The organism is Larkinella sp. C7 (assembly GCF_006149005.1).
Lineage (GTDB): Bacteria > Bacteroidota > Bacteroidia > Cytophagales > Spirosomataceae > Larkinella.
In genome coordinates, this window is the sequence record NZ_VBSL01000006.1 from 348,794 (window position 1) to 361,188 (window position 12,395).

Genomic DNA, 12,395 nt, shown 5'->3' on the forward strand with positions numbered 1-12,395 from the left:
GACTGATCGGCGTGAATAAGTGGTGGCCAGTGGCCTTCTGGTCGTCCCGTGGATGTCACTGGCGATGTTTGTTGCTGGTGCCAGGTATGCCCAGCGCACTAAGAAAATTTAGAGATTTTTTCCCGATCATTTATCTGTCGTTTGCTTATATGAGGATACTTGATCGGGAAATTGACCTAAAAGTACAAAACCAATAAAAAGTAAATTATAGACTTTTCTCTATTTTTGAACATATATTAATTTTAAGAAACTCTTAATCAGCCTCATGATCTCATCAGAACCATTCCACGAATACAATACTCGTGTAATACAGCTTCTCCGCACCCAGGTCTCCAGCTCATATAATCGAAATAATCATCCAATATGTCAAAAATATTGGGAGCGAATCAAAGATGGAGAATATTATTCTGAGGAAGCTTCAAAATTAATTGAAGAGTATTATCAACTAGTGGAAGTGGAATTGAAGAAAATTATTTCTAATCAATCTATTGCTTACTGGCTTCACCTTAGTAGAAGTGTTCAAGTAAATACTATGGGGGCCGACGAATCGGAACACAAGAACCTTGAGTGCAAAAATATACTAGATACCGCATTTCAAAAGTACGGGAAGTTAACTTTGTGCAATAAGGTATCTTTAGTTAAAAATGTTCATTTACAGAATATTTTAGGTGGAATTTTAACAATTAAAGAGTTCGAGTATGAGCGATATTTGATCGCGCAGTTCAAGTACTCATTAGCATTTATCACTTTAACTGCGAATGATATCGTAGAATATTATGATTTATGTAAGCTTGTATATGAAATATGGCGTTGTACTTCTTCGACTGGTTCAATTAATAGAGGCTATTCTTTATTGGTCAACCATGACCCTCATCGTATGTTTTGGATCAATAGAGGAGAAATGGAGGAACTGAGTATTAATTACAATGAAAGACTGGCTAATGTGGTTCAAAATAGTTCAATGACCGGAACTGTGTTTGTGGGTGATGATTATATTGAAAAGTCTAATGCTCACTTCTTAAATATTAACTATAAGCGACATTCAATGCGCAGTTTACTTTTTGGTGATGCCTTTGGGCCGGAATTTGCATCGTATATACCAAATTATATGCCAACGGTATTTCCATTAAAATCCTATAGAGAAGCGCATCAATTGTTTAGAAATGGTTTTATAGAAAAATTCGGCTTTTCACCTGACTCAATCTATGTAATAATTGCAGCACTAATATTAATAACCAGAGAGGATAGAATCCAGAAACGCATAAAGGATCTAATTAATATATTTAACAATTGCTATTCAGGGCCTATTGCAAAATCAGTTCTATTAGACTATATCAAGAGTAGGACTGAAACCATTTCAGAAATGTATGAAATGTCACATGAAGAAGTCACTAGTATAAATTTAGAGAAAGGATTTGATTACTTGAAGCTAATAAAGAATAGGGAAATTTTAAGCCTAAAATTTGGTGGTTTTAATTCGGTTTTTCTCCCAATTGGTAACGACAGCTATATCATTGATTATCTATGGATTTTTGATAGACTTAAGAACATGTATTTTGATGTCAAAATAAATCAAACAAAAAAGGGTGATATGCTGGAGAAGATATTAGGCAAATCCACAGTAATTCCTACTAATGGCAACTTATGTACATATAAAAAGCAAAAAAATAAAGAGAAAGATAACGAGAAAGAAATTGACTATGCTGTTGCCATAAAAGATGTACTAATAATAGTTGAATGCAAAGCCGTTTCTTATTCTATAGCTTGTCATAGAGGAGATAAAAAGGCTATTGAATATAGGAAAAATAACGTTGTAGAAAAATCTATTTCCGACGTTGACAAGAAAGCAATCTGGCTTGCAAATCATCCAATTGGAACAAATTACGACATCACTCCTTTTAGTTATATATTACCAATTGGCGTATCACCATTTCGTGAATACATTCATACACTAGATAAAAAATACTGGATTACAGACAAAGTCCCAAGGGTACTATCCACTTCGGAATTACTGTTATTGCTAAGAAATTTTGAGATCAACACTGAAACCTGTCAAAATTTAGTTCCCATAATTAAATAGCATTTATCTCATTATCATTAGAGTACACCACATACAGTACAAAAAGAAAGACCCGGCCAGTAAAACCAGCCGGGTCTTTTACAAACAAACATAATTGACGCTATCCAGCGTCGCTGGGCAAATATAGCGGATCGGCCCCAGATTACTTCCGGGCCTGCTCTTTAATCATATCCTTGATCTCCTCGAATCCCCGTTGCATGTCCTTTTTCATGTCCGCGGACTGTTGGGTAATCTGCTAGAATTGCAGATTGAAAAGTTTCTCATTCATGGCCTTTTTAACAAAAAGGAGTGTCTACCGATACGCCCGATCTTTAACCAGTCGGATATTATTAAACTTCGGAATCTCGACAACGGAATCTGCGGGGATCGTGCCGCGTCGAATCCAGTTGGTAATGACATGAGAATCCATGCCGTACTTTTTGCTGTACTCCGCAATGGTCAACCATTCATCCAGAATCAGTTCATGGCCGTTCACTTTCAGAAAGTCGAGTGTCTGCCGTGTCCCTGCCTGGATTTCGGCTAGTTCCGCATCGAAATCAATCTTGGTCTTAGTTTCCATAGCTGTTTATAGTTGTGGGGCTTTCACCCCCGGTGTTACTCATCATCCGCTTTTTGCTCCCTGAGCCATGCGATAATAGTTTTTTGTTTGGCGTACTCCTTAATCCATTTCATCTCTTCGCCCCGTTCCTCCAATTCAAAATAACGTTCATCCAGCATAGCTTTGGCGCGTCGGTAATAACTCTCATGCAGGGTTATCATCTTTTCTAAATCTTTGCGCTTCATAGCTGTGTGATTGATTAACAGTATAAAGATAGGGATTGTTCCGTAACGGAACAAAAGGTAAGGCAAGTATTTTACGGAATATTTTCGATGAGGGAGCTATCGCCCGCGAGGTATTATAAGCCGTTTATTAAGTTTGGCGAGGTAGTTACATTTACCGCTTCTATATTTGCCTCAAATCGATAAGCCAATGTCAGATATAGCACAAGAAGTAGGTCAGGCCATAAAGCAAGCGCGGGTAGAAGCAGGATTGACTCAAAAGGAGTTAGGCGAAAGAATGGGTGTCGGAACGCCAACAATAAGTAAGTATGAGAATAACGGACAGAACCTGACTGTTCAGACTTTAAAAAAAATAGCCGAAGCACTTAAGATCAAACTTAATATCAGTTTCCATAAATAGAAATTTATTTACCCAAAAATTTGCTATATATGGAAACATTCCGTACCTTTATATCACTGGAACGGCAGAAATCAGAAAAGGCGATAGAGTACCGATGAGGTTGCCCGCTGGACTGTATGAAGGAAGCCAAAATCCAATAAAAAACCCCAACGCTTTAGTTTCTGAGGCCTTTGCGAAGGGGTAAGTGTCACAACTAATCTGATATTAACTATGAACACGGAACGAAAGTACGTATCCGCTGGGAGTATTGCAACTACTGATTTGCAAACCCCACCCTCCATCTCTTTTTTACGCCTTCGGGTGGTCGATGGCAAGAGCCAGTTTACCCAGACCACCCCGCTACAGCAACGCGCTGCGGTTCACCACGCCCTGAGCCAGCTTTCTATTTCAGAAATGGACACAATGGCTGACTTCGTTTTCGGTTCACCTGAAACCCAGAAAGGAGGGTCGAACAATGAATAACGAAACCTTCGCCAGCACCCAGACGGTAAGTCAGTTCTTCGGCACTCATCCGTCCATCGACGCTCTCAATCTGCTACCTCAGTTTAAGGTCGAATACGTTTACCCGCCCAACTATACGGCTTTAACGATCAAATGTCCAGCCGATGCGGTAACGCTGTTTCGCGCCCTGCGCTCGAAAAATAATCAAGCCGGGTACATGGGAGTGAACAATATCTACGCCCTACTAATGCGTCAGGACCGGGTTTTAAGTTTTCAATTAGTCGATATGACCACAAAGGACATTTGCGGCCTGTCGGTTTCTAAAGTAGCCCGTTTTGCCTACCTCTCCGACGCTACGCATTTGATTCTGTTCTCGACTCACAATAAACAGGAGGCTCAGAAAATCCCGGTTTCGGTTTATCCGGTAGCCAACAGTCTGAAAGAGAATTTCGAGCTGTACGATCTGGATTTGGTTGACTACATCCGGTTAAGTGAGGATTCAGACTCTTCGACCTACGCTGACGGTTGGGAAGAGTTCACCCGGCTACCGACCACTTTTGAGGAGACTTACGACCTGCACCGGGATTATCAGATCAATAAAACCTCCTTCGTAAAATAAACAAACAAACATAGTGACGCTGTGAATGGCCCGGCTAACCACCGGGCTACCCTTCCCATGAATACAACGAGATCGAATAATTACGACTGGCTAACCGCGCCAATCATCCTGTTACGCAGACACGAGAAGCCGGTAGTCGAGTCGAATAAATTCATTGTCCTGCCGGGCGAACGTAAAACATTCGTCTTTGTAGCTACGATAACCCGCATTGAAGCCGATGGCGGCTACTCCCGAATCTATACCACCGATGGTAAAACCTATCTGGTCGCCAGAACCTTGCTAGAGTTTACGAGCCGACTGGATGAATTTTTAAGGGTTCATAAATCCCATCTGGTGAATCCGGATTATATCATCAGCAAACGGGTCATGCGCTGTGTTGGCAAACCTCACAGCCGGTACGTTCGCCTGCTGAACGGTGACACGGTACCCGTGTCTCGCAGAGTGAGTTTTAAAATCTGTGCCGCTGGCTAATTATTGTAAAATATACAGTTGCCTGGTTGTCTTATACCCTTGCTGGGGGGAAGTGAGAAAGGAAGTAATCTAATTCATCCGGAAAAATTCGGTGACCGCGCTCAGCGATGCCATAGGCTGGTTTCAAGTAGATTGTCTTTTTGCCAACAGGTCGGCCGTTGCGAATCCAACGGTAAATGGTTTCTTCAGAGAAGCCGGTAAGAAAAGCTACATCCTCGACGTCAAAGAGCAGTTTTGCGCGAGTCGCAGTTAGTTTTGTGTTTTTGTCAATCTGGTCTAATTTGGTCCGGATCTCTTCTAGTATTTTAGTTTCCATTATTTGTTTCCTTCAAATAGTTACCAATTTGATATTATAAAGCATATCTGGACGAAAATATCATCTAACGATTCGAGAAAATGAATCCCGATTTTGAAACAGAAATTCGATCGGTGTTAGCCGAAATCTTGGCGGCAACCAAACTTTCTGCAATCCGGTCGAAAGTGCTCTACAGCGTTGAAGATGTTGCATTTTTAACGGGGTTTTCCGCATTAACCGTTTACGGCTGGATTCATAATGGTCGGCCATTCAACGGCGGAAAGAAAAGAATTTTCCTAAAACCGGCTGATGGCCTGGCAGAAAGAGGCTTCCGGATCTTCCCTGATGAGTTGGACCATTTTCTTTCACACTTTCCGCCCGCGCGAACCTGATAATAATATTGCTTGCAACTGATTTGTGCCATATTTCTGGCAGGCTCATAAGTCGCAATTATATCAGTCTGATTCAAAAACGTTTTAAATCCAATACGTATCTACTAGTGACGATAGGTAAATAGGGACCTATTTCACAGCATGTGTGCAAGTTGCAGAGATGGCATGAACTGATGTTAACAATAACTCTTCAGTATATTATACTCATTAAAAAGGACTTATTGCACTTTAATGAATATTACTTATAATTGTTTGTTATCCAATACCTAACAATTATGCAGGTTTATTTCAGCAATAGTTATCGGGACTTTCTAATAAATGCTCATTTTATTGAGCAATTTGCCCAGGAAGATATCCCTCTTATTGCTGATCAGAAGAGCCCCGTTTGGTGTGTTGCAAAGCTCGAGCGATATCTCCGTGAAATAAATGGTCTTGTATCTATTGTGCCTCGTCGACCTACAGATTCGGACCCGTTTGGCTTTTCACCTTATATCGGTCAGGAGTTAAATCTGGCTCGCCGGGCTCGCCTACCTAGACTTCACTTCGTTGAAGAATCGGTTTTGAATCGGCATCGATTAGCGTTTCCTAAAGATGCTATTTCTTTTCGGGAAAGTGAGATCGAGGCCGATAGGAATAAGCATCTAAAAGCTATTCGAGATTTCCGGATAATTATTGAAACAAATTACCGCCCTAAATATGATTCTAAACCCAAACAGGCGACGGTCGTATTTAGTGATGAAAAGAAATTTCGCCGGTTATCTCAAGACCTCGCAGAGTTTCTTAAAAGGGAAGATTTTTCAGTTTTTTGGCTCAGTGGGGAGCGTCCTGGCTATGGCTTAGACGATATTATGGGATTAGAAACGCTTCTAAGTTCTGAGCTTTGCATTTTTTTACTAGGTGAGCGATTATCTACTGCTCATATGGCCCTTGCAATAGCTCATGCGCATTGTATTCCGTCTATTCGATTATTTTATGATAGAAATTCAACCGAATGTAACCCAAAGGTAACTGGAGCGATCTATTGGCAATCAGAATCTGATATGCTAATTGAGTTTGAAAATCAGTTAAAAAGCTACAAAATTGGGCTTTGTCTTCCCGTTGAAATGGCCAAGAGTTCAAGTGCTACAGAGGTTGCTCTTGCTTTAGGTACAATGAAAGGTTGGGAACGGAAAGATAATTTATGGAATTTGAGAGATGCAAAAGCACTAGCCGAGCATATCTATCCCAATCATTCATTTGCTAGAGATGAAGCTACTCGGGTAAGGACTGCATTTAAGCGTACTATAGATTATGGTCGTGAATCTAGTTTGGAATTATTTCGATTGTTATATGAAGGGATCATGCGTCACAGGTTTGGGTACGAAGTTGAATTGCAATCGGCCTCACCTGGCTTTCAGGCTATTCGAACTCCAACCCAAATTGAGATTCATAAAACAGCAACCTGTCTTGATATAGCTTGTTTTTTTGCGGCTTTACTTGAATTGTTGCTTCAGGAACCATTAGTTGTAATTTTGGAAGGACCTGGTTTCTCTCATTCACTTGTTGGATATCGGGGCCGAGATGAACCCAGGTGGGATAATCCTGATCTCGGTGATATCCGACGAGCAATATCATTAGGGGATGCGCTATTTATTGAAGCTACAGGATGTCTAGAAGCAAGTATTCCTGTTGGCGCTGAAACCGCTCAAGAGCGGCAAAATAAGTTGCTAACTTTCACTGACGCCAAAAATGCAGCAGAGCGCATGCTTTCCCGCGAGGACGTGAAAATAATGCATATAGTTGATGTACGACAACTGCATGAAAGTAATTAATCTATTCATCGTTTATATCTGAAATTATGCCAAGTTTAGTAACACTTTACCAACAGGAAATGCATGGGAATGTTGGATTTTTTGCAAACTGGTTCCCAGGTGACCCACTTGAGATTGGAGATGTAGGCCTTTTAGAGAATGGTAGATTTCGACGTTTGACAACACTAAAAGAGCTTAATATTGAATGCATTTCAAGCGAAGGCCAAAACAAACAAGAAATGCAATACACATCAACTCAAGGCACTAATGTTAAAGCCTCGCTTGGAGGAGCTTTGACTGCTGGAACAAAGGGTGAAATTACGATCGACTTTTCGCGTGAGGGCGCATTTGTATTTAACGCTTCCGGCCTTACCACCAAACGAATGGAGAATCGCCTTAGCGTTGGGAACCAAATTTTGGACACTTATGAAAAAAAGAACTGGGAAAGGAATTGGGTAGTAATAGAGTCATTATATGTTGCTGATTGTGCTACTATTATTGTATCTGAAGACCACTCATCTTCCATTGTCTTACAAGCAAGTGCTGATATTCCAATTCCTTCTATATCACTTTCTGATCCGAAATTAGATTTAAAAGTAACCTCGACGCGCGGCAAACTGATACACATTGTTGGTGAGAAAGGTCTGCACCCACTTTATGCTTGTTTTAAATTAAAAGATACTTGGTTTAGCCAACCTGCAATTCACCCGGTCCGTGGTGCATCAGCACGGGAGCTACCCCTTTCACGAGTGAATATTTATGAATTATTAAGCTCATAAAAAATGGTAATTGAAACGTCTTAAATATTCAGTAAAGGAGACAGATTGAAATAAAGAACCTGAGGTGACTTTGAGATAACAACTTCACGTTCTTTAAATATCAGCGAAATCCATCGTCTTGCCTTCCAGGTCTGCCAATTTCCTTTCCATATAGGCTATTTTATCGACGATTCTTTTGGCTGTAATTACTCTGTCAGTTTTTCAATCTCGTCGACGCTGATCCAGAAAATATTCTAGGATTGATTGAATATTCCGGAAATGTCTGACCCACTTATAGATAGAGGTATAAACGTGTAATACTCGTAATTTGATTTTGATGAAGGCAATATACAAACCAAACGACTACGAAGTACTGCGACGACGCTGTGTCGAGCTCCATGAAGTAGGTTGGAAGCAATTAACAATTGCTCAGGCCTTTGGTCGAACTCAACCTTGGGTGAGTCGAAAATAAAAAGAAATATTTTTTTGAAGGCATATCTATACACTGTTATTCTTCAATGTTTGCTCAGAAGATTATACCTCTATTAAAATTATCGGGCTATTTATCAATTTCGTTGGCCGCTGGAGCTTTTGGGCAGGATGAATTAATAAAGAACCTAGTAGATGGCCAAGGTGCAGAATTAGTAGCCATCAAGTCCGTGTTGGATTTAATTAAAAGTCTAACTGTCAACGAAGTTGTGGGTGCGGCCAAAGAATTACTTGAAAAATACAATTTTACTATTAATGGAGATTTAGAAAAACCTTTTCACAACGCGATCCAGCAAACTTTGAGTAGGCTTGAAAAAAACTACTTCAATCAAGGCAGCATTGATAGAGTTCAGCGACAGAAAACGCAAACTTTTTTTAATGAATTAAAGAATCTGCTAATCGCTACGCCCATTAGTGAAGAGGATGTGGAACATTTTGTCGTCAATCGACGGTATTTTCTTCATCAAACTTTCAACTTGGAACAATTAGCTGGATTTGACGATAAGCTACCCGATTCATTGCTGATATTTATTGAAGAAAACTTTGGGAATACCTTGCAGTCCGAATTTTTACAACAACTGAAGGGTAACTCCAAAGCTCAAACAGCATACATAGTATCGTTGCTGGAGGTAAACGTGCGATATGGTGCAAGAAATGCTGAAACTCTGGAAACTATGGAAAAATCCCTTTGGGCGTTGACAACTACCGTAGCTTCCATGCAGCAGCAAGGCAGTCGTATTGTGCAAGTCCTTCAACTAATACAAGAGGTTCAGCGTAAGCAGGGTGTCGACAATCGTGTAATGTTTCGTGAAATTTTGAATGAGCTTCGAAAAAATAACCAACAACCCAAATTATATGACTATACGGACTTCAGAAATAATTATAACAAAGCAGATTTTTACCACTATCGATCCGGGTATACATCTTTTATAGCCAGAGAAGCTGAAGTAGCCCAGCTACAAATTTTCATTTTACCCGATCCAATGGCTAAATTTCGCTGGTGGGTAGTAATTGGGAGGGGTGGAATCGGAAAAAGTCGTTTGACACAGGAAGTGTGTTTAATTTTCAATGAATTGGGGGGCTATTATTCAGGTTTTTTGGCCGATGAAGAGATTCAAAAAGAGAAACGGCCTTTTTGGCAATTATGGCAGCCTAAATGTCACACTGTTATCGTGGTAGACTACGTCAGCACACGCGCTGATGACATCCAACACATAATTTTAATATTAACCAATAGGGCAAAGGAATTAAACTATTCTGTTCGCCTTTTGCTGCTTGAGCGGAGCATTGATGGGCCTTGGTGGCAAACAATAAACAATAATCAGACTCGACTTTATCGTTATGCTGAGCAACCACTATTAGTTTCCCCTTTAACCGATGACGATCGTTGGCACATTATCAAAGAGGTATATTATAAAGTAAGCGACGAGCGCCGTCAAAAAGAAGGAGCTATTCTGCCACCATTACCAGATAAAGACCAGACACTTAGAGACCTCAAAGAACTAGACGAGTTTAACCGTCCACTGTTTGCTTTTTTTGTGGCTATTGCACTTAGTGATGGTATTACAATCCGGGATTGGAAGGTACATAACTTATTATTACATATTCTCAATGAGCACGAACGCAAACGTTGGTGGAATAACAGTGGAGTCCTTAAGGAGGACCAACGACTCTACGAGCGATTATTAGCATTTGCGACTATTACCCGAGGAGTCACTTTAGAACAATGGCGAATTGTTAGTAAAAAGGTGGCTAGCTTGCCAGATCCGGCCAAATTTGATTTTGGCATCCTTAACCGTTTGGGAGAATTTTCAAATGCTAATCTCTCGCTTAAGCCGGTGGAACCAGATATTCTTGGTGAATTTTTTGTAGCGGAGGTTTTAGAGGATTGGAAAACATTTTATGACGATGGGACCAATATCGCCCAATTCATAATTCATTGTTGGATATTGAGCCCCGATCAGTCGTGGTCATTTGCCGAACGATTGTTTTTCGATTTCAATGATAGAGCATGTTTACCTTATTTCTGGGCAGATATGCCTCATAATATTACTTTGGAAGTTGCTCTTGCTTGGGGAGGTTTCCAAGTCAATTTAATTCTATATCGAAGTGGTGATTTAATTGACCCTAGTATACACTACATGGCTATTGAGCGGTTGCGAAATGAGCAGACATTTAGCGTCGACGCTGAAATCGCTCTTCGTCAGGCAATGGCAGCTAATAATTTGGTCATCGCTTTTGGTGAAATTTTCATTGATCGAGCTATATTTTACTATCAGGCAATCGTACATCTACGAAATGAGCATACATTTCTTGCTGATCCTCAAATTGCACTCCGACAGGCAATGGCTGCTACCAATCTGATCTATGCTTTCGGTAAAAGCAACCTTGATCAAGCCATGTTTTATTACGAGGAGATTGTAAAGTTGCGCAAAGAACAGACCTTTAGCACTGATGCTCAGATTGCACAAAAACAGGCAATGGCTGCTTTTAATTTGACCAAATATTTCGATATTAACAACCTTGATCAGGCTATATTTTACTACGAAGAGATTGTAAAGTTGCGTAAAGAACAGGCTTTTAGCGTTGATGTTCAAATTGCTTTACAACAGGCAATAACAGCTCAAGAGCTAGTTCATAAATACTGTAAAACCGACCTTGCTAAAGCCGTATTTTTTTATCAAGCAATTGTGCAGTTACGCAAGGAACATGCCTTTGGAGCTGACGCTGAGATCGCCCTACGCCAAGCGATGGGAGCCAACAATCTGGTTATTGCTTTCAGTAAAATTGATCTTGCACTAGCGTACCTCTATTACAATGAGATTATAAAATTGCGCAATGAGGAAGCTTTTAGCGCTGATACTCAGATTGCCCTGCAACAAGCAATGGTCATAACTAACCTCGTCAGCTATGTCTGTCAAAGCGACATTAAGAAGGCTTTACATTACTATAAAGACATTGTACAACTGCATAGTGAGCCATCTTTTTGCAATGATGCCCAAATTGCCCGCCAACAAGCAATGTCCGCTAATAATCTAATCATTGGTTACAGGAAAAAAGATATTAAAAAGGCCATGCTTCACTTTCAGGAGATTGAGCAGCTACGAAGTAAACAGACTTTTATGGCTGATAGTCAGATCACTGATCAATTGGTAATTGCAATTGTGAATTTGATGAGTTATCTAGGAGAAAATCACGGACAACATTTAAATGCAATTGCATTTTATGATAAAATAACGAATTTAATATTTGAAAAAAAAGGAACCCAGTTGTTACTCCTAAAATTTGCTCAAGCATCCCGGATATTAATTTCATTAACAAGTATGTGGCGAGAAAATAATTGGATTGAATCAGAAATGGCAAAAGAAATAGTTGCTACTACTCTTCATAACATTGACCACTTATATAATACTTCCAATAACCCTGCTTTACGGATTGAAGATCCTACCATACAGATTGAATATGGTTTATTTATTTTTATGGCTCTGACCCAGTCTTGGATGACCTTTCCGGTTGATGTAATTAATCGTTGGGTAGAGGTTGTAAAATACTTGTTGGCAAAACACATTAATTATCCTGATCCTGCTTGGCAAGAAGTGATTCCTGCTTTAAAAAATTGGATACATACATTTGAAAACCACAACAAAAAGATGTAATTAAATTATGCCTTTGATGAAAAATGTAGTATAAGTTGTTATTCTTTATAGGTGTCTCGTTAATTATTTTGTAAAGAGCTCACCAATCCTGCCCTTCAATGGGAGATTGAAGGGCTTCCAGCACATTTGCCAACAGATAATATAATTTTTTCCTTTCGATTTCATCGACACTGACTCGAAAACTATTCCAGGGCTGACCGCCATCTACATTCTTAAGCATAGCA

At 39.9% G+C, this 12,395-nt stretch carries 13 protein-coding genes; 9 read left to right on the forward strand and 4 right to left on the reverse strand.

The annotated features are described in order from the left end of the window. Positions 1-265 precede the first annotated feature (265 nt). Positions 266-2,080: a hypothetical protein gene (locus FH871_RS17700; protein WP_138992737.1), complete on the forward strand. Its 1,815-nt coding sequence runs from the start codon at positions 266-268 to the stop codon at positions 2,078-2,080. 292 nt (positions 2,081-2,372) lie between these two features. Here FH871_RS17700 and FH871_RS17705 read toward each other — a convergent pair whose 3' ends face one another. Both FH871_RS17705 and FH871_RS17710 read right to left on the reverse strand, forming a co-directional pair. Then, positions 2,373-2,639: a hypothetical protein gene (locus tag FH871_RS17705; protein WP_138992738.1), complete on the reverse strand. Its 267-nt coding sequence runs from the start codon at positions 2,637-2,639 to the stop codon at positions 2,373-2,375. A gap of 35 nt (positions 2,640-2,674) precedes the next feature. After that, positions 2,675-2,863, reverse strand: a complete 189-nt coding sequence (locus FH871_RS17710; protein WP_138992739.1) for a hypothetical protein — start codon at positions 2,861-2,863, stop codon at positions 2,675-2,677. Between the two features lie 187 nt (positions 2,864-3,050). On the opposite strand from FH871_RS17710, the gene FH871_RS17715 reads away from it, so the two are divergent. From FH871_RS17715 to FH871_RS17730, 4 genes are all read left to right on the forward strand, one after another. Further along, positions 3,051-3,260, forward strand: coding sequence for a helix-turn-helix domain-containing protein (locus tag FH871_RS17715; protein WP_138992740.1), 210 nt, complete (start codon positions 3,051-3,053; stop codon positions 3,258-3,260). A gap of 210 nt (positions 3,261-3,470) precedes the next feature. Then, complete coding sequence (locus FH871_RS17720) at positions 3,471-3,722, forward strand: hypothetical protein (RefSeq protein WP_138992741.1); 252 nt, start codon at positions 3,471-3,473, stop codon at positions 3,720-3,722. Next, positions 3,715-4,320 (forward strand): hypothetical protein, encoded by a 606-nt coding sequence (locus FH871_RS17725; protein WP_138992742.1) that lies wholly within the window; start codon positions 3,715-3,717, stop codon positions 4,318-4,320. The genes FH871_RS17720 and FH871_RS17725 overlap by 8 nt, the downstream gene beginning before the upstream one ends. Positions 4,321-4,377: 57 nt before the next feature. Next, a complete protein-coding gene (locus FH871_RS17730; protein ID WP_138992743.1) occupies positions 4,378-4,791 on the forward strand; it encodes a LytTR family DNA-binding domain-containing protein in 414 nt (137 codons plus the stop codon). Positions 4,792-4,822: 31 nt separating this feature from the next. Here the strand turns inward: FH871_RS17730 and FH871_RS17735 are convergent, their stop codons facing one another. After that, positions 4,823-5,107: a helix-turn-helix domain-containing protein gene (locus FH871_RS17735; protein WP_138992744.1), complete on the reverse strand. Its 285-nt coding sequence runs from the start codon at positions 5,105-5,107 to the stop codon at positions 4,823-4,825. 80 nt (positions 5,108-5,187) lie between these two features. Between FH871_RS17735 and FH871_RS17740 the strand changes: the two genes are divergently transcribed. From FH871_RS17740 to FH871_RS17760, 4 genes are all read left to right on the forward strand, one after another. Further along, positions 5,188-5,478, forward strand: a complete 291-nt coding sequence (locus tag FH871_RS17740; RefSeq protein WP_138992745.1) for a helix-turn-helix domain-containing protein — start codon at positions 5,188-5,190, stop codon at positions 5,476-5,478. 275 nt (positions 5,479-5,753) lie between these two features. Continuing rightward, on the forward strand, positions 5,754-7,289 hold the full coding sequence (locus FH871_RS17745) for a hypothetical protein (RefSeq protein WP_138992746.1): 1,536 nt from the start codon (positions 5,754-5,756) through the stop codon (positions 7,287-7,289). Positions 7,290-7,315: 26 nt separating this feature from the next. After that, positions 7,316-8,047 (forward strand): hypothetical protein, encoded by a 732-nt coding sequence (locus tag FH871_RS17750; RefSeq protein ID WP_138992747.1) that lies wholly within the window; start codon positions 7,316-7,318, stop codon positions 8,045-8,047. Positions 8,048-8,544: 497 nt separating this feature from the next. Continuing rightward, entirely contained in the window at positions 8,545-12,171 is a 3,627-nt protein-coding gene (locus tag FH871_RS17760) for an ATP-binding protein (protein WP_138992748.1), read from the forward strand. 79 nt (positions 12,172-12,250) lie between these two features. Here the strand turns inward: FH871_RS17760 and FH871_RS33185 are convergent, their stop codons facing one another. Continuing rightward, positions 12,251-12,391 carry a hypothetical protein gene (locus FH871_RS33185; protein ID WP_171062872.1) on the reverse strand — a complete coding sequence of 47 codons (141 nt, stop codon included), beginning with the start codon at positions 12,389-12,391 and terminating at the stop codon, positions 12,251-12,253. Between the last annotated feature and the right edge of the window lie 4 nt (positions 12,392-12,395).